Origin of the sequence: Knoellia sp. Soil729, from assembly GCF_001427985.1 — a bacterium.
Taxonomy (GTDB): domain Bacteria; phylum Actinomycetota; class Actinomycetes; order Actinomycetales; family Dermatophilaceae; genus Knoellia.
Genome location: NZ_LMSA01000008.1, coordinates 1 through 23,050 on the forward strand (window position 1 = coordinate 1; position 23,050 = coordinate 23,050).

The window sequence follows — 23,050 nt, forward strand, 5'->3', positions numbered from 1 at the left end:
CGATGGTACTGCACTGGTGACGGTGTGGGAGAGTAGGACGCAGCCGGACAACCATTCACGGAAATGGCCCGCCACCACCATGGCGGGCCATTTCTCATTTCCGGTGACCGTGCGTATCCACGCATTCCCCTAGACTGTCCGTTGCTCCTGCGGCGTGGCCGCGAAGATCTGCCCTGGAGGCCATTCATGTCCGATGAGAACCGTGGACCCCGCCGCGAGAGCGCCGGTCGAGACGACGCGCGTCGAGGCGGACCCAGTGCAGGGGGCTCACGCGGGCGCGACGCCAGTGGCCGAGCGCCCCGAGGCGGTGACCGTCCCGACCGGGGACGCGACGACCGGGGGCGCGACGACCGGGGGCGCGACGACCGTCGAGATGGCCCTTCTGCTGGCCGCCGTGACGATCGGCGCGACAGTGGTCGCCCCACCCGTGGTGGTGCCGAGCGCGACCGCGAGCAGCGCGGCGGCCCCCGCCTGGCGCCCAAGACGCCGCGCCGGCCGGAACCCCGGATCCCCGACGGTGTCACGGGCAAGGAGCTGGACCGTTCGGTGCACCAGCAGCTGCGGACGCTGAGCAAGGAGAACGCCGAGGGCGTGGCGCAACACCTCGTCATGGTGGCTGCCCTGCTCGAGGCCGACGAGATCGAGAACGCCATGGCACATGCCGAGACCGCGGTGCGCCGCGCCGGACGCGTGCCGGCAGCCCGCGAGGCACTGGGGATGGTCGCCTACCGTGCCGGAGACTTCGCTCGCGCCCTGGGGGAGTTTCGCACGGTGCGGCGCATCAGCGGCTCGGACCACCTGATCCCGCTCATGGTCGACTGCGAGCGTGGGCTCGGCCGTCACGAGCGGGCACTCGACCTGGCCCAGTCTCCCGAGGCGAAAAGGCTGCCCAAGCAGGAGCGGGTTGAGCTGGCGATCGTCATCGGCGGGATCCGCCGAGACCTCGGCCAGAGCGACGCCGCGCTCGTGGCCCTGCAGATCCCCGAGCTCAAGAAGCCGAACCAACCCCGTCTTGCCTATGCCTACGCCGACACGTTGCTCGGTCTGGGTCGCGTGGACGAGGCCCGCGAGTGGTTCCAGAGGTCGGCGGACGCCGACGAGGAGTACGAGACCGACGCGATCGAGCGGCTCGAGGAGCTCGACGGGGTGAGCACCACCGACCTGCTCGACGGGGCCGACGAGGAGGACGAGGTCGACGAGTGAGGCTCGTCGACCGCTACGACGCGATCGTCTGCGACCTCGACGGGGTTGTCTACCGCGGTGACCCGGCGGTGCCGCACGCCGTGGAGACCTTGGCCGCTGCCGGAGTCCCGATCCAGTTCGCCACCAACAACGCCTCGCGGCCTCCTCACGAGGTGGCCGAACACCTGCGCCGGCTCGGCCTCGACCTCAGCGACGACGACGTGGCCACGAGCAGCCAAGCTGCCGCGTGGGTCCTCACCCGTCACCTGGAACCGGGCGCCGCGGTGCTGGCCATCGGCGGCCAGGGGGTGGCGCTGGCGCTGCGCGAGAGCGGCTTCGTCCCGGTCTCCTCGGTCGAGGAGTCCCCGGTGGCCGTGGTCCAGGGCTACGGGCCGGACGTGCGGGCGACCGACCTCGCGCAGGTGGCGTACGCCGTGCAGCGTGGCGCCCTGTGGATGGCGACCAACACCGACCACACCCTGCCGACGGCGTCGGGCTACGCGCCCGGCAACGGTGCCCTGGTCCTGGCGGTGGGCGCGGCCGTCGGGCGCGGACCGGAGCTCGTGGCGGGCAAGCCCGATGAGCCGCTCTACCTCATGTGTGCCGAGCGACTCGGTGTGGATCCCGAGCGAGTCCTCGCCATCGGTGACCGCCTGGAGACCGACATCGAGGGCGCGCACAACGCGGGGATGGACTCGCTCCTGGTCCTCACCGGAGTCCACGGCATCGAGGACGCGGTTGCGGCGCCGGCGGGCGCGAGGCCCACCTGGGTCGCCCGCGACCTGCGTGCCCTGCTCGCCGACGTGGAGGAGCTCCGCGCGACCGGTGACGCACTGAGCAGGGAGTGGGATCGGCGCGACCAGGGCCAGGGGAGCCCTGACGGCGCCGGGACGCTTCCGCCCGAACTCGCCGCCCTGGTGCACTGACGCACTGCACCGCATCGAGCTCGGGCAGTAGCGTGGGCGCAAACCATCACCAAGCACAGGAGGAACCATGGTCAAGCGGTCGATCCAGGCATATGTCGAGCTAGCGTCCGGGTTGGGGGAGATGACTCGCAGCGCTGCCAAGGATGCAGCCGCCGAGCTGGTGGCGCTCACCAACGCGGACCTGTCACCCAAGAAGGTGACCAAGCAGGCGAGCAGGTTGGCTGATGACCTCGTCGCCGCCGCCAACACGAACCGCAGGAACCTCGTCTCCCTCGTGCGCGCCGAGGTCGACAAGGCCGTCGGCCGCCTCGACGTCTCCACGCTCCAGCAGGAGCTCGCCAACGTCGCCGACACCGTGCAGACGCTCCGGAGCCAGGTCGAGGAGCTGGCCGGGGGCTTCTCGGGACGCTCTGTGGCAGCGGCTTCCGGTGCCGCCGGTGGCGTGGTCACGCTTGCGGACGCAGCAGGCGGTGCTGCCACCGACACCGTGGACGACACCCTCGCCGCGGCCGCGCCGAACAGCACCCCGACTCGACGACCGGCCCGGTCGGCGCTGAAGAAGACGGCGGCGACGGCGAGCACAGCGACGGGCACGGCCAAGAAGGCCCGGGCAACGACGAAGAGCGCTGCGACGAAGAGCACTGCCCAGTCGCCCGCTCAGAAGTCGCCCGCCAAGAAGCCGAGCACGGCCCGGAAGGCCTCGCCCGCGAAGGCGAGCACCGCCAAGAAGGCCTCGGCGACGAAGGCCTCGACGACGAAGAACGCGACGACCAAGGCCACGACCGCGAAGAAGAGCGCTGCCAAGAAGGCCCCTGCCCAGAAGGCGAGCGCCACGAAGCAGTCCTCCGCGAAGAAGACGGCCGCCAAGACCAAGACGACCTCGACGGGCAGCGCGTGAACGAGCAGACCACGCAGGCGCAAGCCGCCGACGTGCCGGAGCAGCCAGCGCCCCCGGAAGCGACCCCTGCGGCCGCGACCGAGCACGCGGCGCCGGAGACCGGTGACCTGGTGATCGATGCCGCGTTGCGCGACCTCGCCGACACGCCCGACGACGACCTCGACGCCCAGATCGAGCGCGGCGAACAGGTTCAGCGCACGCTGCAGGGTCGGCTGAGCGACCTCGGAGGCTGAGATCGCGCGGCTCGACGCCGAGCTCGTGAGACGTGACCTCGCCCGATCCCGGGGGGAGGCGAGGGAGCTCGTCGAAGCCGGGCTCGTGACCCTCGACGGGCGCGTCGCCCGCAAGCCGGCCACACCGACGCACGAGTCGAGCGTCGTCGAGGTGTCCGACGAGCGACCCCGGTGGGTGGGGCGCGCGGCACACAAGCTCGACCACGCCTTCACCACGTGGGCGCCGCTCGGGCTCACCGCCGACGGGCGCAGCTGCCTGGACGTCGGTGCCTCGACGGGTGGCTTCACCCAGGTCCTGCTCGCGCGAGGGGCCAATCACGTCGTGGCGCTCGACGTGGGCCACGACCAGCTCGTGGCGCAGCTGCGCGCCGACCCGCGCGTCACCGAGGTCAGTGGCACGTCGATCCGGGACGTCGGACCCGACGACCTCGGCCGGTTCGACGTCGTCGTCGGCGACCTGTCGTTCATCTCCCTGACTCTGGTCCTGGAACCCATCGCACGCCTGAGCCTCCCGGGGGCGGACGTGGTGCTCCTCGTCAAACCCCAGTTCGAGGTGGGTCGCGGCCGGCTGAGCAAGAACGGCATCGTCGTCGACCCACGGCAGCGCCGACGGGCGCTCACGGACGTCGTCGCCGCCGCAGAGGCGGCCGGCCTCGGCGTCCACGAGCTCATCCGCAGCCCGATCCACGGTGGCGAGGGCAACACCGAGTACCTCTTGTGGGCCCGGTCAGGGGTCTCGGGCACGATGGACTCCACGGCGGTTGCCGCCGCCGTCACAGAGCTGAGCAAGGAGGGTCGAGCGTGAGCGAGTCGCGGTGCATCCTCCTCGTCGTCCACCCCAACCGCCCCGAGGTGCACGACCACGCCCTTGGTGTGGTCAAGCGGCTCAAGGCCGCCGGTGTGGCGGTCGCGGTCGTGAGCGAGGAGATGCGCGGCACTCCGCTCGAGGACGCTCCTGACCTCATCAGCGCCGACCCCGAAGACCCCACCCGTGGCTGCGAGCTCGTGTGCATCCTGGGCGGGGACGGCTCCATCCTGCGCGCGGCAGAGCTCTCCCGTGGCTCGGGCGTGCCCCTGCTCGGCGTGAACTTCGGCCACGTCGGCTTCCTCGCGGAGGTCGAGCGTGACGACCTCGACGTCACCGTCGAGCGGGTCGTCTCGCGCAACTACACGGTCGAGGAGCGCATGACCCTCGAGGTCACGGCGATCCATGACGGTGTCACCGTCTTCGAGAGCTGGGCCCTCAACGAGGTCACCGTCGAGAAGGCCTCGCGCGAGCGGATGATCGAGCTCACCGTCGAGATCGACGGCCGGCCCCTGTCCACCTGGGGCTGCGACGGGGTCGTGATGGCCACTCCCACCGGTTCGACCGCCTATGCCTTCTCCGCCGGAGGCCCTGTCGTGTGGCCCGACGTCGAGGCCATGCTGCTCGTGCCGATCAGCGCCCATGCGCTCTTTGCGCGCCCCCTCGTGGTGGGTCCCGAGAGCCAGCTCGCCGTCGAGGTGGTCCCGCGCACCGAAGGCGCCGGTGTGGTCTGGTGCGACGGGCGCCGCGCCGTCGACCTGCCGCCCGGAGCCCGCATCCAGGTGCACCGCAGTCCCCACCCGGTGCGGCTCGCACGCTTCGCCTCCTCGCCCTTCACCGACCGGCTCGTCGAGAAGTTCGACCTCTCCGTGCACGGCTGGCGCGGCGCAGCCCGGCGCGCCAACGACACCGGCCCAGAGGCGGGCTGACCGACCCGTGCTCCAAGAGATCAGGATCCAGGACCTCGGCATCATCGATGAGTCGCTCATCGAGTTCGGCCCGGGCCTGACCGTGCTCACCGGCGAGACCGGTGCGGGCAAGACCATGGTCGTCACGAGCCTCGGCCTGCTGCTCGGCGCGCGCTCGGACGCCGGACTCGTGCGTGAAGGCGCTGACCGCGCGGTCGTCGAGGGCGTCTTCGCGGTCCCCCCGGACTCCCCGGCGAGCCTGCGCGCCATCGAGGCAGGGGGAGAGGTCGACGACGTGCTCGTCCTCGTCCGGACGGTCGCCACCGAGGGCAGGTCTCGCGCCCACGTCGGTGGACGGAGCGCTCCCGTCGGCGTCCTGGGCGAGCTCGGTGAGCACCTCGTGGCCGTGCACGGCCAGGCCGACCAGTGGCGCCTGCGCCGCCCCGACGAGCACCGGGAGCTGCTCGACGCCTTTGGGGGAGCGGCGCTGGCCAAGGTGCGGACGGCATACGAAAGCACGTATGCCGCGCACGCAGCGGCCCTCGCAGAGCTCGAGTCCCTGCGCGCTGCCGCGCGCGAGCGCACTCAGGAGCTCGACCTCCTGCACCGCGGCCTCGAGCGCATCGAGGCGGCCGAGCCGCAGCCGGGGGAGGATGCCGCGCTGCGCATCGAGGACGAGCGCCTCGCCCACGCCGAGGAGCTGCGCCGAGGGTCCGCGCAGGCCCAAAGCCTGCTCGTCGGGGGTGACGAGGCCGACGCGCGCATCGACGACGGGGTCATGGGCGACCTCGCCCGGGCGCGGGCCGCTCTGGCGCAGGTGAGTGACAACGATCCCGCGCTCGCCGAGCTGGAACGCCGGCTCACGGACGTCAGCCACCTGGTGACCGACCTGGCCTCCGACCTGTCGGGCTATGTCGCGGACGTGGATCTCGACCCCGGGCGGCTCGAGTGGGTCCAGGAGCGTCGAGCGCTGCTGGGCGAGCTGACCCGCAGCTACGGGGACACGGTGGACGACGTCCTTGCCTGGAGCGCCACGGCCTCACGCCGGGTCCTCGAGCTCGAGGGAGACGACGACCGGATCGGCGAGCTGGAGCGTGAGGTGGGCGAGCTCGAGTCCGCGCGCGCCGCAGCGGCCGACAAGCTCGGTGCCGCGCGTCGCAAGGCAGGCAAGGCGCTGGCCGCCCGCATCGCCGAAGAGCTGTCCCACCTCGCGATGGGGTCGGCCCAAGTGGTCGTGGGTGTCGAACCGGCCGGCCGTCTCGGTCCCCACGGTGGCGACGACGTCGAGATCGGCCTGGCCGCCAACGTCGGCAGTGCGCCCCGCAGTGTCAGCAGGACCGCCTCCGGTGGTGAGCTGTCGCGAGTGATGCTCGCCATCGAGGTCGCGACCGCCGAGGCCACCGGATCGGTGCCCACGTTCGTCTTCGACGAGGTGGACGCCGGGGTGGGCGGACGGGCCGCCCTCGACATCGGTGCCCGGCTCGCCGCGCTGGCCGCCTCCGCCCAGGTCATCGTCGTCACGCACCTGGCGCAGGTCGCCGCACACGCCGACCACCACCTGGTGGTCTCGAAGTCCGATGACGGCCAGGTCACCCGCAGCGGGGTGCGGCGCGTCGAGGGGGAGGAGCGGGTCACCGAGCTGGCGCGCATGCTCGCCGGCACCGTGAGCGAGGCCGCCCTCGAGCACGCCCGTGACCTGCTCGCGGGCCTGGGCCAGAACGCACAGGTCTGAGCGGCCGCGCCCTCTGCGAAGGTCGCAGAGCACCGTGGCACGATGTGCGGGATGCCCTTCTCGACCCGACTGCGCCGCGAACGCGACCCCGCTCCCGCTGGGGTCAGTGGACCTGCCCGCGTGGACCCGCGCACCAAGGACCTGACCAAGCGGCTCAAGCAGGGTGACATCGCCATCATCGACCACATCGACATCGACAAGGTGAGCGCCGAGGCGCTCGTGGCCTGTCGTCCCTCGGCAGTGGTCAACGCCGCGAGCTCGATCTCGGGCCGCTATCCCAACCTCGGCCCGGAGATCCTGCTCGCCGCCGGCATCCCCCTGCTCGACGCCGTGGGAGAGGACGCCATGGCGGTCTCCGAGGGCACCCTCGTCCACCTCGACGGCGACAACCTCATGGCGGGCGAGAAGGTGGTGGCCACCGGTCAGGCCCTCGACGGCCCGTCGGTCGTCGCGTCGATGGCCGAGGCACGCGAGGGGCTCAACGTCCAGCTCGAGGCGTTCGCCGCGAACACCATGGAGTACCTCAAGCAGGAGCGAGCCCTGCTCCTCGACGGTGTCGGTGTGCCCGACATCAGGACCGACCTCGAGGGTCGTCACGTCCTCATCGTCGTGCGCGGCTACCACTACAAGGAGGACCTGCGGATGCTGCGGTCCTACATCCGGGAGTACAAGCCGATCCTCATCGGCGTCGACGGTGGCGCCGACGCGATCGTCGAGGCGCGGCACAAGCCCGACCTCATCGTCGGCGACATGGACTCCGTCTCCGACGCGACGCTCCAGTGCGGCGCCGAGGTCGTCGTCCACGCCTACCGCGACGGCAAGGCACCCGGTCTTGAACGCGTCGTCGAGCTTGGTGTGGAACCTGTCGTGTTCCCGGCCACCGGCACGAGCGAGGACGTCGCGATGCTGCTCGCCGACGACAAGGGGGCCACGCTCATCGTCGCCGTCGGCACGCACGCGACGCTCATTGAGTTCCTCGACAAGGGCCGCTCAGGCATGGCCAGCACGTTCCTCACCCGCCTGCGGGTCGGTGGCAAGCTCGTCGACGCCAAGGGGGTGAGCCGCCTCTACCGCTCGCGCATCTCGGGGGCTTCGCTCCTGCTCATGGTGCTCGTCGGCCTCTTGGCGCTTGCGGCTGCGCTCTGGGCCACCCCGGGGGGCAAGGTGCTCCTGCAGGTGCTTGGCGCACGGTTCGACGATCTCTGGTCAGCACTCGGAGGAATCTTCACGTGATCGACTTCCGCTACCACCTCGTCTCCATCGTCTCGATCTTCATGGCCCTGGCCGTGGGGATCGTGCTCGGTGCGGGGCCCCTCAAGGGGCAGATCGGCGACACGCTCACGTCCGAGGTGACACAGCTGCGCGAGGACCGCGCCACCCTGCGCGCCGAGCTCGATGCCGCGCGCAAGTCGGCCACGGCCCACGACGACTTCACGCTGGCGGCCCGTCAACGGCTCGTCGGCGGCACCCTGACCGACGTCAAGGTCGCCCTCGTGGTGCTGCCCAACGCGGACGCCGACGACACCAAGGCCGTCATCGAGACCCTCAAGGCAGCCGGTGCCACGGTCGTGTCACAGACGACGGTCAGGGACACCTGGGTCCCCAAGGACGACGACGCCAGGGCCAAGCAGCGCCAGCTCGCCAGCGAGCAACGACGCGCGCTGGGACTCCCCGAGGCCGACAAGGCCAACCTGGCCCCGCTCGACGAGGTGCTCGCGACCGCCCTCGTGGCCCCCGACGCGGCAGCCATCAGCGACGCGGGCAAGGCAGCCCTCGACGCCCTTGCGGGGGCCGAGCTCATCGACGCCGAGGCGGCGGACCTCACGCGGGCGAGCACGGCCGTCCTCGTCAGCGCGCCGATCAAGGGCGACATCGCCACCGAGCGCGACCGGCAGGCCGCCCGTCTCGCCGGCCTCGCTGCAGCCCTTGACCGCGCCGGCCGTGGAGCCGTGCTGGCTGCAGACGTCGGCGTCACCGGGTTCCAGGGTGGCGCCTCGGTGGTGCGCGCGGCACGCGGTGACGCGGCGACGTCGCGCACGCTCTCGACCGTCGACGACGTGGGCTTGTCCCTGGGCCGGGTCAGCGTCGTCTACGCCCTGGTCGAGCAGCTCGCCGGCGACGTGGGCCAGTACGGCCTCGGCGACGGTGTGTCCGGCGCCTACCCGCCGATCCCGGCGTCATGAGCCGACGTCCGCTCCTCGGGGCGGTCGTCGCGGCGACCACCGCGTGGGCAGCCATGGCGGCGCACCCGCGCCTCCCCGACAGCCGGCGCGCGCGGTGGGAGCGCGTCAACCACGCCGGCCGCACTGTGACCCTGCTCGAGGGACCGGTGTATGCCGTGGCTGCCGCGACGGGTGCGCTCGCCGCAGGCCCCCCGGCCCTGCCGGGCCTCGTGGCTGCCCTCGGCGCCGGGGGCTTCGGTGCGCTCGACGACCTTGCCGGCGACTCCTCGAGCAAGGGCCTCAGGGGCCACCTCGGTGCCCTCGCCCGGGGTGAGGTGACGACCGGAGCGGTCAAGATCGTCGGCCTCGGCGCGACGGGGTTTGCCGCCGCCGTGCTCGCCGACCGGCACACGGATCACGGGCTGCTGACCTCGCTCGTGGGTGGCGCGGCCGTCGCCGGCTCGGCCAACCTCGCCAACCTCTTCGACCTCCGCCCGGGTCGCACGCTCAAGGTCGTCGCCGTCAGTGCGCTCCCGCTGCTCGTGCCGGTCTCCACCCGCGGCGCGGCGACAGCGGCAGCGGCGGTCGGGGCAGCGGCAGGTGTCCTTCCGGGTGACCTGCGAGGGACGTCGATGCTGGGAGACACCGGTGCCAACGCCGCCGGTGCCCTGGTCGGTCTCGCCCTCCTCGAGCGCACGGGGCTGCGCGGTCGGCTCGTCGCGCTCGCCGTCACCGCCGGTCTGACCGTCCTGTCGGAGAAGGTGTCGTTCAGCAAGGTCATCGACGGCAACGAGGTGCTGCGACGGCTCGATCGCTGGGGTCGCGCGTGACCAAGGGCGCCATCGGCACGTCAGTGGCGCGCGCAGCCGTCGTGGTCGCCGTGGCCACGCTGCTCTCCCGGCTCGCGGGCTTCGTCCGGACGATGGTGTTCTCGGGCAGTGTCGGTGCCGGCCCGGTCGGTGACACGTACCAGACGGTCAACACCCTGCCCAACGTCGTCTACGAGGTCGCGGCCGGTGGGGCGCTCGCGGCCATCGCCGTCCCCCTGGTGGCGGGGCAGCTCGGGGCGGGTCGGCGGGAGGACTCCGATCGGAGCGCCTCGGCCCTGCTGACCTGGGCGGTCGTCATCCTCGTGCCCCTGTCGGTCGCCGTCTTCGTGGCGGCACCGTGGCTCAGCGAGCTCCTGCTCGACGACCGGAGGCGGCCGGGGAGCGTGGCGCTCGGCACCGACATGCTGCGGATCTTCGCCCCGCAGATCGTGCTCTACGGCCTGGGCGTGGTCCTGGCCGGTGTGCTGCAGGCCCACCGACGCTTCCTCGCGGCTGCCCTGGCTCCGCTGTTCTCGAGCATCGTGGTGATGGCCGCCTACGTCGCCTACCGGAGCATGGTCAGCGGCCCGGTCCCCGCCGACGCGGTGGGTTCGAAGGCGGTCTGGGTCCTCGCCGGCGGCACCACCCTGGGCGTCGTCGTGCTCAGCCTGCCCCTCCTCGTCCCCACCCTGCGCACCGGCACACGGCTGCGCCCCACCCTGTCCTTCCCGGGGGGCCTCGGGCGGCGGGCGGCCACCCTGGCCGGCGCCGGTGTCCTCGCGCTGGCCGCCCAGCAGACCGCCGTCGCGCTGACGCTGTGGCTGACCCACGAGCCGCGAACGATCGACATCGGTGTCGTCAACGCCTACGCCTACATCCAGGCCGTCTACCTCCTGCCGTATGCCGTCCTTGCCGTTCCCGTGGCGACCGCCGCCTTCCCGGCCCTCGCGCACGCGGAGGGGGCGAACCGGGACAGTGCCTCGGTGTCCACGGCAGCCAGGACCATGGCCCGCAGCCTGCGCGGCGTCATCCTGCTCACGTCCGGCGCGGCGGCCGCGCTCATCGCCGTCTCGCGGCACGTCGGCGGCTTCTTCCTCGCCTGGGACCGTGGCGGCAGCGGAACGGGGCGGGACGCGCTCACGGCCCTGCCGGGCGGGTTGGCGGCCTACGCTCCGGGCCTTGTGGGCTTCAGCGTGGCCGCCCTGCTCACCCGCGCGCTCTATGTCCGCGGACGCCCGATGCATGCCGGTGCCGTGGTGGCTGGCGGGTGGCTCGTCGCTGGGGTGCTGCCGGTCGTGTGGATCCCCGACGGCTCGGACGCGGCCACGACCCTGGGTGTCCTCGGCGTCGCGTCGACACTGGGCATGACCGGCTCGGCCATCGTCCTGTCCCTCCTCGTGCGTCGCGAGTGGGGACCGGGCGCCCTGTCCGGGACGGGTCGCACCCTCGGTGCCGCCGTGGTGGCGGCGGCGATCGCCATCGCGATCGGTGACAGCCTCACCCACTTCCTCGACACGAGCGGTGTGCTCGCCTCGCTGGGGGCCGGCGTCCTGGTCGGTGGTCTCACCATGGTGGTGCACGTGCTCGGCATGTTCGTGATGGACCGGGCGGGAGTGCAGGAGCTGCGCGACCGGGGTCGTCGTCGTCGCCAGAAGGAGTCGCAGCAGTGAGAGTCGCTCTCATCATGGGCACGAGCACCGGTGGCACGGGCAAGCACGTGCGCGAGCTCGCCCAGGGCCTCGTGGGTGCCGGGCACGACGTCGTGGTGCTCGCGCCTGCCGGTGAGCTTGACCAGTTCGACCTCGCCGGGGCCGGGGCCGCGACCGTCGCGCTCGGCATCGCCGACCGCCCTCACCCACTCCACGACTCCCGTGCCATCGCCACGATGCGTGACGTGGGCGGCAGCGCGGACGTCGTCCACGCCCACGGTGCCCGCGTGGGGGCTCTGGCCGCCCTCGCCCTCGTGCGCGTCCCCACACCGCTGGTCGTCACGCTGCACAACGCCTCGCCCGGTGGAGGGCTCTCCGGGAGGATCCATGCGGTCCTGGAGCGCGTCGTCGCCCGGGCCGCGGACCTGGTGCTCGGTGTCTCCGCGGACATCGTCGAGACCCAGCTCGGGCTGGGTGCGCGACGCGCGGAGCTCGCGGTCATCGCCGCACCGCCGCCCGGCACGGTGACCCACGACCGCTACGCGGTCCGCCGTGACCTCGGCATCGACGCACGCACGCTCCTACTCGTCACGGTCGCGCGTCTCGCACCCCAGAAGGACCTCGACCTCCTGATCGACGCTGTCGCCGAGATGCTCCAGCGCCACGAGATCCCCGTGCTGGCCGCCGTCGCCGGGGACGGCCCCGACCGCGAGCGGCTCCAGCAACGCATCGACACGTGCTGTGTCCCCGTCCGGCTCCTGGGCCACCGCACCGACGTCGCCGACCTCATCGCGGCAGCCGACGCCGTGGTCTCCACGGCGCGTTGGGAGGGCCAGCCGGTCGGGCTCCAGGAGGCGCTCCACGCCGGTGCGGCCATCGTGGCCACGGACGCCGGTGGCACGGGCGCCGTCGTCGGGGACGCCGCGATCCTCGTGCCGGTGGGTGACGTCGCCTCCATGGCTCGGGCCCTGGCCGACGTCCTCGTCCACGGAGCAGTGCGTGACGACCTGCGCTCTCGCGCCATCAGTCGTGGAGGCGAGCTCCCCACGAGTGCCGATGCGCTGGAAGCCGCGCTCGCGGCATACCGGTCGGTCCTCTGACATGGCGGTGCCTTCGTCTGCCCCGCGGTGCGTCGTGGTGAGCCGGCCCTCGTCGATGACGTATTGTTGAAGCCCGTGGTGGCTCAGACGAAACAGATCTTCGTGACCGGAGGCGTCGCCTCTTCGCTCGGCAAGGGCCTCACGGCATCCAGCCTCGGATTCCTGCTCAGGGCACGCGGTCTGCGCGTGACGATGCAGAAGCTCGACCCCTACCTCAACGTCGACCCCGGGACGATGAACCCGTTCCAGCACGGCGAGGTGTTCGTCACCGACGACGGTGCCGAGACCGACCTCGACGTGGGGCACTACGAGCGCTTCCTCGACCGCAACCTCGTCGGCAAGGCCAACGTCACGACCGGGCAGGTCTACAACACGGTCATCGCCAAGGAACGCCGTGGTGAGTACCTCGGGGACACCGTGCAGGTGATCCCGCACATCACCAACGAGATCAAGGACCGGATGCGCGCCCAGGCGGCCGGCGCACCCGGTGTCGAGGACGCCGAGGCGCCCGACGTCATCATCACCGAGATCGGGGGGACGGTCGGTGACATCGAGTCGCTGCCCTTCCTCGAGGCCGCGCGCCAGGTGCGCCACGACCTCGGTCGCGACAGCGTGTTCTTCCTCCACGTCTCGCTCGTGCCCTATCTCGCGCCCAGCGGCGAGCTCAAGACGAAGCCGACCCAGCACTCGGTCGCAGCGCTGCGCCAGGTCGGCATCCAGCCCGATGCCCTCGTCCTGCGCGCCGACCGGGAGATCCCCGACTCCATCAAGCGCAAGATCTCGCTCATGTGCGACGTCGACACCGAGGGCGTTGCCGCCTGCGTCGACGCCCCGAGCATCTACGACATCCCCAAGGTGCTGCACCGCGAGGGCCTCGACGCCTACGTCATCCGTCGCCTGTCGCTGATCTTCCGCGACGTCGACTGGACCGACTGGGACAAGCTGCTCGGGCGCGTCCACAACCCAGAGCACCAGGTCGAGGTCGCGCTCGTCGGCAAGTACGTCGACCTGCCCGACGCCTACCTGTCCGTCACCGAGGCCCTGCGCGCCGGCGGCTTCCACCACGACGCCAAGGTCACCATCCGCTGGGTCGCCAGCGACGAGTGCCAGACCGAGGCCGGAGCCCAGAAGGCTCTCGGCGGTGTCGACGCAGTCCTCGTGCCCGGCGGATTCGGCGTGCGGGGGATCGAGGGCAAGCTCGGGGCGCTCACGTGGGCACGCACCCACCGCGTCCCGACGCTCGGCATCTGCCTCGGGCTGCAGTGCATGGTCATCGAGTACGCCCGCAACGTCGCCGGCATCGAGGGCGCGAGCTCGACCGAGTTCGACCCCGAGACGCCCGCACCGGTCATCGCGACCATCGAGGAGCAGAAGGCGTTCGTCGAGGGCGCCGGCAACCTCGGCGGCACGATGCGGCTGGGTTCGCAGCGGGCTGACCTCGTCGCCGGCTCCGTGGTCTCCGAGGTCTACGGCGGCGCCCTGAGTGCTGACGAGCGCCACCGCCACCGTTACGAGGTCAACGAGGACTACCGGGCGCAAATCGAGGACGCGGGCCTGGTCATCTCGGGCACGCACCCCGACCTCGGGCTCGTCGAGTTCGTCGAGCTCTCGCGCGACGAGCACCCCTACTACGTCGCGACGCAGGCCCACCCCGAGTTCAAGTCACGCCCGACGCGGGCACACCCCCTCTTCGCGGGGCTGATCGGAGCAGCGATCGAGGAGCAGCGGGCCGCCCGTCTCGTCGAGGTCGAGCGCCCCAAGGTGAGCCTGGAGGCCGAGGTCTCATGACCCCGCAGGAGCTCCGTGACGAGTTCGACCCGCAGCAGGTGCGCGAGTCGGAGGTCGTCATGGCGGGCCGTGTCTGGGACGTCGTGCGCGACCAGGTCGACCTCGGCGATGCCGGGCTGCACGTGCGCGAGTACGTCAGGCACCCCGGCGCCGTGGCGGTGGTCGCGCTCGACGAGCACGATCGCATCTGCCTGGTCCACCAGTACCGCCACCCCATCCGGATGCGCGAGTGGGAGGTGCCCGCCGGCCTTCTCGACGTCGCGGGCGAGCCCCCGTGGAAGGCCGCCCTGCGCGAGCTGCACGAGGAGGCCGACCTCGTCGCGAAGCGTCTCGACGTCCTCGTCGACCTGAGGCCGTCACCGGGTGGGCTGGACGAGGCGATCCGCGTCTACCTCGCACGCGACGTCTCGCCGGTCGCGTCGCAGGACCGTCACGTCCGCGAGGCGGAGGAGCACGGTATGCCGGTCGCATGGGTGGCGCTCGACGACGTCCTCGAGGCGGTGCTCGACGGGCGACTGCAGAACGGGATCCTCGTCTCTGCCGTCCTGGCGACCCATGTCGGCAGGGAGCGCGGCTGGACGACGTTGCGCCCCCACGACACCCCGTGGCCGCAGGGCCCCGGCGGGTCGCAGCGAGCATGATCCCCGGGGGCGCCACGCAGTCCTGCCCGTGCGGCGGGCTGCCTGCCGGTGCCACACTCGCCACCTGCTGCGGTCCCTTCGTCACGCGGGAGACCTGGCCGCCGACTCCCGAGACCCTCATGCGGTCGCGCTACACGGCATACGCGGTGGGGAACCCGGACCACGTCTTCCGCACCTGGCACCCCGAGACCCGGCCGGCGGAGGTCGACCTCGACAGCTCGGTCGAGTGGATCGGCCTCCGGGTGGTCGAGGTGTCGGGCGACGACGTCGAGGGCGTCGTGGAGTTCACGGCCCGTTGGCGGTCGGGGGCGGGCAGCGCCGGCCAGAGCGGCGCCATGAGTGAGCGGAGCACGTTCGTGCGTCGGGCGGGCCGCTGGTTCTACCGCGACGGTGTGGCTCCGAGCGACTGAGCCCCGCGTGGCCCGCGCCGCTCGGAGGCTTCGCCACCGGAAATGCGGTTCGTGCGTGGTCCGCCCGACTCCGTAGGATGACGGGGTTCACCCACCCCCCGAACCGACAGGACCCCTCGTGCTCCGCACTCATGAGGCCGGCACTCTGCGCGCCGACCACACCAACCAGACCGTCACGCTCACCGGCTGGGTCGGCAAGCGTCGCGATCACGGGGGAGTGGCCTTCATCGACCTGCGCGACGCCAGCGGCGTGGTCCAGGTCGTCGCGCGCGACGAGGTCCTCACCGGCGCGGCACACGACCTGCGCGCCGAGTTCTGCATCAGGGTGACCGGCGAGGTCGTCGCCCGCACCGAGGCCAACGTCAACCCTGAGCTCCCCACGGGCGAGGTCGAGGTCGTGGCCTCGGCGATCGAGGTGCTGGCCCCCAGCGCGCCGCTGCCGTTCCAGATCGACGAGCGCGTCACGGTGGGTGAGGAGGCGCGCCTCAAGTACCGCTACCTCGACCTGCGTCGTCCGGGTTCGTCGTCCGCCGGAGCAGCCCTGCGCCTGCGCTCCAAGGTCAACGCTGCCGCACGCTCGGTGCTCGGCGAGCGCGACTTCGTCGAGATCGAGACCCCGACCCTCACGCGGTCCACGCCGGAGGGCGCACGCGACTTCCTCGTGCCGGCCCGCCTGGCTCCGGGCTCCTGGTACGCCCTGCCGCAGAGCCCGCAGCTGTTCAAGCAGCTGCTCATGGTCGCCGGCATGGAGCGCTACTACCAGATCGCGCGCTGCTACCGCGACGAGGACTTCCGCGCCGACCGCCAGCCCGAGTTCACCCAGCTCGACATCGAGATGTCCTTCGTCGAGCAGGCCGACGTCCTCGAGCTCGGCGAGGCGATCGTCAAGGCCGTCTGGCAGCTCATCGGCGTCGACCTCGACACCCCCTTCGAGCAGATGACCTACGTCGACGCCATGAGGCGCTTCGGGTCGGACAAGCCCGACCTGCGCTTCGGCAACGAGCTCGTCGAGTGCACCGACTACTTCAAGGACACCCCGTTCCGGGTGTTCCAGGCGGAGTACGTCGGCGCCGTGGTCATGCCCGGTGGCGCGAGCCAGCCGCGCAAGCAGCTGGACGCCTGGCAGGACTGGGCCAAGAGCCGCGGTGCCAAGGGGCTCGCCTACGTCCTCGTCACCGAGGACGGCGAGCTGGGAGGCCCCGTCGCCAAGAACCTCTCCGAGCAGGAGAAGGCCGGTCTGGCTGCCCACGTCGGTGCCCAGCCCGGCGACTGCGTCTTCTTCGCCGCTGGCCCGACGAAGTCCTCCCGTGCTCTGCTCGGGGCCGCCCGCCTCGAGATCGGCAGGCGCTGCGAGCTCATCGACGAGAGTGCGTGGAGCTTCCTGTGGGTGCTCGACGCGCCGCTGTTCGAGCCGGCGTCCGAGGCCGTCGCCGCGGGTGACGTCGCTGTCGGTGGAGGAGCGTGGACGGCCGTTCACCACGCCTTCACCTCGCCCAAGGGCGAGTTCATGGACACCTTCGACACCGACCCGGGCCCGGCGCTCGCCTATGCCTACGACATGGTCTGCAACGGCAACGAGATCGGTGGCGGGTCCATCCGTATCCACCGTCGGGACGTCCAGGAGCGCGTCTTCAAGGTCATGGGGCTGTCCGACGAGGAGGCCCAGGAGAAGTTCGGCTTCCTCCTCGACGCCTTCGCCTTCGGCGCTCCTCCACACGGCGGCATCGCGTTCGGCTGGGACCGTATCGTCTCGCTGCTCGCGGGCACGGACTCGATCCGCGACGTCATCGCCTTCCCGAAGTCCGGTGGCGGCTACGACCCGCTGACGGCAGCGCCGGCACCCATCACGCCGGAGCAGCGCAAGGAGGCCGGCGTCGACGCCAAGCCAGAGCCGAAGTCCGAGCCGAAGTCCGAGCCGAATCCTGGGCCGAAGTCCGGCGAGCAGGCCTGACCGTGACCGTTCGCGCTGGGTCCGACATCGTGGTCGACCGCCCGCTGGACCCAGCGCGTCCGGTCACAGTGCTCCTGTGGGACGCCGATGGCGTCCTGCAGCACCCGCGCCACGAGTGGGCCCCGCGCCTCGAGGCGTGGGGAGGACCGGGGTTCGCCGAGGCGCTGTTCGCCGCTGAGCTGCCCGCACTGCGTGGTGAGGAGTCGTTCCGCGACTCCCTGTCCGCGCTGCTGCTCGAGTGGCCCGAGGTCACGGCCAGTGTCGATGACCTCCTGGGCCTGTGGGAGCTGGTCGACCCCGACGGCGAGGCGGTCCAGCTCGTGCGTGAGGTGGCGGCGTCGGGCGTGTCCTGCGTCCTCGCCACGAACCAGCAGGACCACCGCAAGGAGTTCCTCCGAGGACGCTTCGGCTACGACGACCTCTTCGACCGTTCGTTCTACTCGTGCGATCTCGGGACCATGAAGCCCGAGCGCGAGTACTTCGAGCGCGTGCTCGAGGCCCTGGGCGTGGCGCCGGAGGACCGCAGCGGGGTCGGCTTCGTCGACGACAACCGTGCCAACGTGGCCACAGCCCTCGAGCTGGGCATCCGGGCAGTGCACCACGACCCCGCCACGGGCACCTCCGGGCTGCGCCGGGTCCTGGGGTGGTCATGACCGAGAGCGAGGCCGTCCAGCAGGCTGTCCGCCGCTACGCGCAGCTCCAGCCCGAGCTGCGCCGGGTCACCGACGAGTTCGTCGCCATGGTGACGGCGATGCTCGACGACGCCGGCATCAACTACGTCAGCGTCACCGGACGGGCCAAGAGCATCGCCTCCTTCGCCGGCAAGGCGTCCCAGACGCAGGACGGCAAAGCCGCGTACTCGGACCCGCTCACCGAGATCACCGACCAGATCGGCGTGCGCGTCGTGACCTACCTGCAGGGCGACGTCGCTGCCGTGGCCGACCTCCTCTCGGGGGAGTTCAGCGTCCTGGACGACCGGGACCTGGGTCAGGAGACCGCCAAGGAGGGCCGCTTCGGCTACTCCAGCCGGCACCTCCTGGTGACGCTCGACGACGAGGATGGCGACCCGGCATACGCGCATCTTCGCGGGCGTTCGGCATCAGTCCAGGTACGCACCATCCTCCAGCACGCCTGGGCCGAGTTCGAGCACGACGTCCGCTACAAGGGATCCGTGCCGGCCGAGGACGTCTCCGACCTCGATCGCCGGTTCACGCTTGCGGCAGGCCTGCTGGAGCTGGCCGACCGCGAGTTCACCGCGATCCGTGACCGGCTCCAGGCCGGAGCCGCGGACCAGGGGAACGTCGCCGCCGACGACGACCCGCGCATCAGTGGCACCGACCTCGCCGCGTTCCTGTCCGCGCACTTCAAGGAGGCGGGCTGGTCGCGCACCGACCACTACTCGTGGATCTCCGGGCTGCTGCTCGAGCTCGGCATCACCTCGCTGGACGAGCTCGGTGGCCTGCTCGGCACCATCGACGTGGACGGGATCAACGAGCGCATGGACTACAAGTACCCGGCCGGTGCCGTGCGACGGCTCGACGACGCACTCCTGGCCGTGTTCGGGCCGCGCTACATCGGCCTGCACAGCAACTCGCACCGCGTCGAGTCGCTCACGGCCCGGCTCGACAAGGTGCGCGCCACCTCGTCCTGACCGGTCAGGGGTGCAGCGGGCTCACGCCGTGAGGAAGCGGAGGAGCGCCGCGTTGAACTCCTCGGTGTGGCTGACGTTGATGCCGTGGGGGCCGTCCTCGACGACGACGAGCTCGCTCCCGGCCACCTGTTCGTGGGTGCGCCTGCCGGAAACCTCGATCGGGACGATCGCGTCGGAGTCGCCGTGGATGACGAGGGTGGGCACGGTGACCTTGGAGAGGTCGTCGGTGAAGTCCTCGAGCCAGGACCCGATGCACTCGGCTGCCGCGTCGAGGTCGGCCTGGGCCGCCAGGGCCAGTGCTTCGGCGCGCTGCTCCTGGGTGACCTTGAGCTCGCCGTCGGCGCTGAAGAAGTTCGTCAGAAACTCGTCGAGGAACGCCTCTCGGTCCGCCCGCAGGCCTGCCTGCATCGTGTGGGCCTCCTCGCGCGGGAGACCGCCGTCGGGGTTGTCCTCGCTCTTGACGAGCCACGGCGGGATCGCCGAGGCGAGGACGATGCTGTGCACCCGGTCCTCACCGTGCGTGCCGACGTAGCGCGCGACCTCGCCGCCACCCATGGAGAACCCGACCAGCGAGACGTCCCGCAGGTCGAGGCGCTCGAGCAGGCCGGCGAGGTCGCTGGTGAGGGAGTCGTAGTCGTAGTGGTTGTCCGGGGAGGCGGCCGACTGCCCGAACCCGCGCCGGTCGTAGGTGATGACCCGCAGGCCCGCGTCGGTGAGGGCAGGCACGGTGTCCTTCCACGAGGCCCCCGACAGGGGCCAGCCGTGGATGAGGACGACCGGGCGACCATCGCCGCCGGTGTCCTCGTGGTGCAACGTGACGGACGAGCTGTCGGGCATGGCTTCACCTTTCGTCGTGGACCGCGGGGTCGGTTCCAACCTACGCACCGGACCGGTCCCTGACCAGCAGGGATGAGGACTCGGCGGCACCGTCGGCGGTGACGGCTAGGCTGGCTCGGTGGCAGCCGGTGACGACCTCTTCGCCTCCTCCGGGAGTGGGCCGGCGGCCGAGACGATCCCGCCGCTGGCGGTCCGGATGCGCCCGGCCTCCATCGACGAGGTGCGCGGCCAGGGTGACGTCCTGCGGGCCGGCAGCCCACTGCGCCGGCTGATCGAGGGTTCGGGTGGCACGGCCGGGTCGCTCAGCGCGATCATCTGGGGGCCACCGGGAACGGGAAAGACCACGCTGGCGCACCTCGTCGCCACCGCGGCCAACCGTGAGTTCGTCGAGCTGTCGGCCGTCACTGCCGGCGTCAAGGACGTGCGCGCCGTCATGGAGGCGGCGGCCCGCAACCGCGACCTCTACGGCCGCCAGACGGTGCTCTTCCTCGACGAGATCCACCGCTTCACCAAGGCCCAGCAGGACGCGCTGCTGCCCGGTGTGGAGACGCGACAGGTCATCCTCGTCGCTGCGACCACCGAGAACCCGTCCTTCGCGGTCATCGCGCCGCTGCTCTCTCGATCGATGCTCATCTCGCTCACCTCCCTCGACGACGAGGAGGTCTCCGACGTCCTGGACTCGGCGGTGAGCGACGCGCGCGGTCTCGACGCGGCATACACGTTGTCGAGCGAGGCGCGCGAGCACCTCGTGCGCATCTCCGGTGGGGACGCCCGTCGGGCGCTCACGTCCCTCGAGGCGGCAGCGGGGGTGGCGCTCGACGACGCTCCCGCGGGGCGCACGGACGACGCGCCCATCGAGATCACGCTCGAGCACGCCGAGCAGGCCGTGGCCCAGGCCTCGGTGCGCTACGACAAGACCGGCGACCAGCACTACGACGTCGCCTCCGCCTTCATCAAGTCGATGCGTGGGTCCGACGTGGACGCCGCACTGCACTACCTCGCCCGTCAGCTCGAGGCCGGTGAGGACCCGCGCTTCATCGCGCGGCGCATCGTCATCTCCGCCAGCGAGGACGTCGGCATGGGTGACCCGACCGCGCTCCAGACGGCGGTGGCTGCGATGCATGCTGTCGCGCAGATCGGCATGCCAGAGGCGCGGATCATCCTGGCCCAGGCGGTCGTCCACAACACCCTCGCGCCCAAGAGCAATGCGGCGTATGCCGGGATCAATGCCGCCATTGCCGACGTGCGTGGCGGACGTGGCGGGGCGGTGCCCCCTCACCTTCGCGGGAGCGGGTATGCCGGTGCCTCCCGTCTCGGGCATGGCGACGGCTACGTCTACGCGCACGACCAGCCCGACGGCGTGGCGCGCCAGCAGTACCTGCCGGACGACCTGCACGGTTCGACGGACTACTACCGGCCGACCGACAGGGGCTTCGAGGCCCGGCTGCAGGAACGCTGGACCTGGCTCAAGGAGCGGCTCGGCCGCGGGTGAGGTTCACTTGCCTTGGCCTGCGGCGATCCAGCCGAGGCCCTCAGGGTTGGCCCTGCCGAGGTACTGCCGAGGGTCGTGGATGCGGTGGCAGAGGATGCACTGCCTGGCGATGATCGACCCGTCGTCCGGGTTCGGGTGCACCGTGAGGTTGCGGTGCATGCCCACGAAGCAGAAGGGCACCGGCTGGCCGGCCTGTCGGCGCAGCACCTCCCAGCGAAGGTGCGGCATCCCGAGCAGGAGGGACACGGCATACGGAAGTCGGCCCCAGCGCGGCTGGGACCGCAGATCCGACTCGAGCTCCTCGGCGTAGCGGCGGCGCTCCTGCTGGGGGAGCAGGAGCACGCCGGCGGAGACGAGAGCGTTCGCGAGGGAGGTCATGGCTGCACCGGGGTGAGCGCTGGCCGGCGGGCGAGCCGGGCACGGCGTTCGTCTGCGGCAGCCACGGCCGCCCGCGCCTGGGTGCGACCGGACTCGGTGAGGCGGTAGAGCCGACGGCGCGGGCGACCGGCATCGGCCGGGTCGACGTCCTCCCAGCGGCTCGACAGCCAGTCCAGGCCCTCGAGCCGGGCGAGGATGGGGTGAACCGTGCCGCTCGGGAGGCGGGTGGCCGCACCGATGGCCAGCCCGTAGTGGTCCACGTCGTCGGCGCTGAGGAACACGTGCAGCACGGCGCGCGTGGGCCCGGTCATCCGAGGACCATGCCGCGTTCCCATGGTCTAACTCTACCTAGGGGTGGGACTCAGCGCAAGAGCTCGCGGACGCGCGGGGCGACCTCCTCGCCGAACAGCCGGATCGACTCCATCCGCAGGTCGTGGGGCAGGCGCCCGTTGGAGTACTTGAACTGGAAGCGCGAGGCACCGAGCACGGTGACCGTCCGGGCGATCTTGCCCGCCACGGTCTCGGGGGAGCCGCAGTAGACGGCACCCTCGGGTGAGAGCTGCGCCTTCGCGGCCTCCTGCGTCATCGGTGCCCACCCGCGCTCGCGACCGATCTTGCGCATCTGCTCGATGAAGTGCGGGAGGTACTGCTCGCGCGCCTCCTCGTCCGTGGCGGCCACGTGCCCGGGGGAGTGGACGCCGATGGGCAGCCCGGGGTGGCCGGACTCGTCACACGCCCGGCGGTAGAGGTCGGCCAGCGGGGCGAACTGGGCGCTTGCACCACCGATGATCGCGATGACGATGGGCAGTCCGTAGTGGGCCGCTCGCACGACCGACGCGGGCGTGCCGCCCACGCCGACCCATGTCGGCAGGTGACCGGACTCTGTCGGTGGCATGACGGGACCCGTCTCCACGGGCGGTCGCACCGAGCCCTCCCAGCGGAAGGCCCTCTCCTGCAACACCTTCGTGAGCAGGTCGAGCTTCTCGCTGAAGAGCACCTCGTAGTCCTGCAGCGCGAGCCCGAACAGTGGGAAGGACTCGACGAAGGAGCCTCGCCCCACCGTGATCTCGGCGCGACCGTTGGACAGGGCGTCGACCGTGGAGAACCGCTGGAACACGCGGATCGGGTCGTCGGAGCTGAGCACCGTCACGGATGAGCCGAGCCGGATGTGGCTGGTCGTCGTCGCCAGACCCGCGAGCACGGTGTCGGGCGCCGAGACCGCGTAGTCGGGCCGGTGGTGCTCGCCCACCCCGAAGAAGTCGAGCCCGAGGCGGTCGGCGAGCTGTCCCTCGGCGAGCACCTCGCGGATGACGGTCGCGGCGGGAAGCGGCTGCCCGTCCTCACCGAGCGCGATGTCGCCGAAGGTGTCCAGGCCGAGCTCCAGTGTCATCCCGCCAATCTATGGCCCACCCTGTCCGGCCGAGGTCGACCGGGGAAACCCACTTCGGCGGGTAGCGTCGCTGAACGTAGGATTCCCTGTGCCCGGCGACCGCGGCCG

At 71.6% G+C, this 23,050-nt stretch carries 24 protein-coding genes; 19 read left to right on the forward strand and 5 right to left on the reverse strand.

Features of this window, described 5'->3' with window-relative positions; all coding sequences use genetic code 11:
* Positions 1 to 267: 267 nt before the first annotated feature.
* A complete protein-coding gene (locus ASG74_RS17355; RefSeq protein WP_162252819.1) occupies positions 268 to 552 on the reverse strand; it encodes a hypothetical protein in 285 nt (94 codons plus the stop codon).
* Here ASG74_RS17355 and ASG74_RS16640 point away from each other — a divergent pair.
* From ASG74_RS16640 to ASG74_RS16725, 18 genes are all read left to right on the forward strand, one after another.
* Complete coding sequence (locus ASG74_RS16640) at positions 547 to 1,203, forward strand: tetratricopeptide repeat protein (protein ID WP_235499079.1); 657 nt, start codon at positions 547 to 549, stop codon at positions 1,201 to 1,203. The two genes, ASG74_RS17355 and ASG74_RS16640, sit on opposite strands and share 6 nt — an antisense overlap.
* The gene (locus tag ASG74_RS16645; RefSeq protein ID WP_056146360.1) at positions 1,200 to 2,108 is read left to right on the forward strand and encodes an HAD-IIA family hydrolase; all 909 of its coding nucleotides are present in this window, start codon (positions 1,200 to 1,202) and stop codon (positions 2,106 to 2,108) included. Before ASG74_RS16640 ends, ASG74_RS16645 begins: the two co-directional genes overlap by 4 nt.
* Positions 2,109 to 2,229: 121 nt before the next feature.
* Complete coding sequence (locus ASG74_RS16650) at positions 2,230 to 3,006, forward strand: hypothetical protein (RefSeq protein ID WP_156465458.1); 777 nt, start codon at positions 2,230 to 2,232, stop codon at positions 3,004 to 3,006.
* Complete coding sequence (locus ASG74_RS16655; protein WP_056146366.1) at positions 3,003 to 3,239, forward strand: hypothetical protein; 237 nt, start codon at positions 3,003 to 3,005, stop codon at positions 3,237 to 3,239. Before ASG74_RS16650 ends, ASG74_RS16655 begins: the two co-directional genes overlap by 4 nt.
* A 1-nt stretch (position 3,240) precedes the next feature.
* Positions 3,241 to 4,044 carry a TlyA family RNA methyltransferase gene (locus ASG74_RS16660; protein ID WP_082569870.1) on the forward strand — a complete coding sequence of 268 codons (804 nt, stop codon included), beginning with the start codon at positions 3,241 to 3,243 and terminating at the stop codon, positions 4,042 to 4,044.
* Positions 4,041 to 4,973, forward strand: coding sequence for an NAD kinase (locus ASG74_RS16665; protein ID WP_056146372.1), 933 nt, complete (start codon positions 4,041 to 4,043; stop codon positions 4,971 to 4,973). The genes ASG74_RS16660 and ASG74_RS16665 overlap by 4 nt, the downstream gene beginning before the upstream one ends.
* Positions 4,974 to 4,980: 7 nt before the next feature.
* The gene (recN, locus tag ASG74_RS16670; RefSeq protein ID WP_056146375.1) at positions 4,981 to 6,684 is read left to right on the forward strand and encodes a DNA repair protein RecN; all 1,704 of its coding nucleotides are present in this window, start codon (positions 4,981 to 4,983) and stop codon (positions 6,682 to 6,684) included.
* Positions 6,685 to 6,735: 51 nt separating this feature from the next.
* The gene (gene steA / locus ASG74_RS16675; protein WP_056146378.1) at positions 6,736 to 7,917 is read left to right on the forward strand and encodes a putative cytokinetic ring protein SteA; all 1,182 of its coding nucleotides are present in this window, start codon (positions 6,736 to 6,738) and stop codon (positions 7,915 to 7,917) included.
* Positions 7,914 to 8,867 (forward strand): copper transporter, encoded by a 954-nt coding sequence (locus tag ASG74_RS16680; RefSeq protein ID WP_056146382.1) that lies wholly within the window; start codon positions 7,914 to 7,916, stop codon positions 8,865 to 8,867. The genes steA and ASG74_RS16680 overlap by 4 nt, the downstream gene beginning before the upstream one ends.
* A complete protein-coding gene (locus ASG74_RS16685; protein ID WP_056146386.1) occupies positions 8,864 to 9,676 on the forward strand; it encodes a hypothetical protein in 813 nt (270 codons plus the stop codon). Before ASG74_RS16680 ends, ASG74_RS16685 begins: the two co-directional genes overlap by 4 nt.
* A complete protein-coding gene (gene murJ, locus ASG74_RS16690) occupies positions 9,673 to 11,325 on the forward strand; it encodes a murein biosynthesis integral membrane protein MurJ (protein ID WP_056146388.1) in 1,653 nt (550 codons plus the stop codon). Before ASG74_RS16685 ends, murJ begins: the two co-directional genes overlap by 4 nt.
* Positions 11,322 to 12,404 carry a glycosyltransferase family 4 protein gene (locus ASG74_RS16695; protein ID WP_056146391.1) on the forward strand — a complete coding sequence of 361 codons (1,083 nt, stop codon included), beginning with the start codon at positions 11,322 to 11,324 and terminating at the stop codon, positions 12,402 to 12,404. Before murJ ends, ASG74_RS16695 begins: the two co-directional genes overlap by 4 nt.
* A 78-nt stretch (positions 12,405 to 12,482) precedes the next feature.
* Positions 12,483 to 14,192, forward strand: coding sequence for a CTP synthase (locus ASG74_RS16700; protein ID WP_056146434.1), 1,710 nt, complete (start codon positions 12,483 to 12,485; stop codon positions 14,190 to 14,192).
* Positions 14,189 to 14,833, forward strand: coding sequence for an NUDIX domain-containing protein (locus tag ASG74_RS16705; RefSeq protein WP_056146395.1), 645 nt, complete (start codon positions 14,189 to 14,191; stop codon positions 14,831 to 14,833). Before ASG74_RS16700 ends, ASG74_RS16705 begins: the two co-directional genes overlap by 4 nt.
* Positions 14,830 to 15,243 carry a YchJ family protein gene (locus ASG74_RS16710; RefSeq protein ID WP_056146437.1) on the forward strand — a complete coding sequence of 138 codons (414 nt, stop codon included), beginning with the start codon at positions 14,830 to 14,832 and terminating at the stop codon, positions 15,241 to 15,243. The genes ASG74_RS16705 and ASG74_RS16710 overlap by 4 nt, the downstream gene beginning before the upstream one ends.
* 118 nt (positions 15,244 to 15,361) lie before the next feature.
* A complete protein-coding gene (aspS, locus tag ASG74_RS16715) occupies positions 15,362 to 17,194 on the forward strand; it encodes an aspartate--tRNA ligase (protein ID WP_056146399.1) in 1,833 nt (610 codons plus the stop codon).
* A 2-nt stretch (positions 17,195 to 17,196) separates the two neighbouring features.
* The gene (locus ASG74_RS16720) at positions 17,197 to 17,847 is read left to right on the forward strand and encodes an HAD family hydrolase (RefSeq protein ID WP_056146402.1); all 651 of its coding nucleotides are present in this window, start codon (positions 17,197 to 17,199) and stop codon (positions 17,845 to 17,847) included.
* A complete protein-coding gene (locus ASG74_RS16725; protein WP_056146440.1) occupies positions 17,844 to 18,845 on the forward strand; it encodes a GTP pyrophosphokinase in 1,002 nt (333 codons plus the stop codon). Before ASG74_RS16720 ends, ASG74_RS16725 begins: the two co-directional genes overlap by 4 nt.
* Before the next feature lie 21 nt (positions 18,846 to 18,866).
* On the opposite strand, the gene ASG74_RS16730 is transcribed toward ASG74_RS16725, so the two are convergent.
* On the reverse strand, positions 18,867 to 19,682 hold the full coding sequence (locus ASG74_RS16730) for an alpha/beta fold hydrolase (protein ID WP_056146404.1): 816 nt from the start codon (positions 19,680 to 19,682) through the stop codon (positions 18,867 to 18,869).
* A 118-nt stretch (positions 19,683 to 19,800) separates the two neighbouring features.
* On the opposite strand from ASG74_RS16730, the gene ASG74_RS16735 reads away from it, so the two are divergent.
* Positions 19,801 to 21,174 carry a replication-associated recombination protein A gene (locus ASG74_RS16735; RefSeq protein WP_056146407.1) on the forward strand — a complete coding sequence of 458 codons (1,374 nt, stop codon included), beginning with the start codon at positions 19,801 to 19,803 and terminating at the stop codon, positions 21,172 to 21,174.
* A 3-nt stretch (positions 21,175 to 21,177) separates the two neighbouring features.
* Here the strand turns inward: ASG74_RS16735 and ASG74_RS16740 are convergent, their stop codons facing one another.
* The 3 genes from ASG74_RS16740 to ASG74_RS16750 are packed head-to-tail and all read right to left on the reverse strand — an operon-like array spanning position 21,178 to position 22,942.
* Positions 21,178 to 21,552, reverse strand: coding sequence for a hypothetical protein (locus tag ASG74_RS16740; protein ID WP_056146409.1), 375 nt, complete (start codon positions 21,550 to 21,552; stop codon positions 21,178 to 21,180).
* The gene (locus ASG74_RS16745) at positions 21,549 to 21,863 is read right to left on the reverse strand and encodes a PadR family transcriptional regulator (RefSeq protein ID WP_056146411.1); all 315 of its coding nucleotides are present in this window, start codon (positions 21,861 to 21,863) and stop codon (positions 21,549 to 21,551) included. Before ASG74_RS16745 ends, ASG74_RS16740 begins: the two co-directional genes overlap by 4 nt.
* Positions 21,864 to 21,913: 50 nt before the next feature.
* Positions 21,914 to 22,942, reverse strand: coding sequence for an LLM class flavin-dependent oxidoreductase (locus tag ASG74_RS16750; RefSeq protein ID WP_056146414.1), 1,029 nt, complete (start codon positions 22,940 to 22,942; stop codon positions 21,914 to 21,916).
* Between the last annotated feature and the right edge of the window lie 108 nt (positions 22,943 to 23,050).

Excerpts from the sequence above, each read along its gene's own strand:
- ASG74_RS16650 (WP_156465458.1), top strand. The coding sequence starts at position 2,230 with ATGACTCGCAGCGCTGCCAAGGATGCAGCCGCCGAGCTGGTGGCGCTC.
- steA (WP_056146378.1), top strand. The coding sequence starts at position 6,736 with ATGCCCTTCTCGACCCGACTGCGCCGCGAACGCGACCCCGCTCCCGCT.
- ASG74_RS16685 (WP_056146386.1), top strand. The coding sequence starts at position 8,864 with ATGAGCCGACGTCCGCTCCTCGGGGCGGTCGTCGCGGCGACCACCGCG.
- ASG74_RS16705 (WP_056146395.1), top strand. The coding sequence starts at position 14,189 with ATGACCCCGCAGGAGCTCCGTGACGAGTTCGACCCGCAGCAGGTGCGC.
- ASG74_RS16710 (WP_056146437.1), top strand. The coding sequence starts at position 14,830 with ATGATCCCCGGGGGCGCCACGCAGTCCTGCCCGTGCGGCGGGCTGCCT.
- ASG74_RS16725 (WP_056146440.1), top strand. The coding sequence starts at position 17,844 with ATGACCGAGAGCGAGGCCGTCCAGCAGGCTGTCCGCCGCTACGCGCAG.
- ASG74_RS16730 (WP_056146404.1), bottom strand. The coding sequence starts at position 19,682 with ATGCCCGACAGCTCGTCCGTCACGTTGCACCACGAGGACACCGGCGGC.
- ASG74_RS16740 (WP_056146409.1), bottom strand. The coding sequence starts at position 21,552 with ATGACCTCCCTCGCGAACGCTCTCGTCTCCGCCGGCGTGCTCCTGCTC.
- ASG74_RS16745 (WP_056146411.1), bottom strand. The coding sequence starts at position 21,863 with ATGACCGGGCCCACGCGCGCCGTGCTGCACGTGTTCCTCAGCGCCGAC.
- ASG74_RS16750 (WP_056146414.1), bottom strand. The coding sequence starts at position 22,942 with ATGACACTGGAGCTCGGCCTGGACACCTTCGGCGACATCGCGCTCGGT.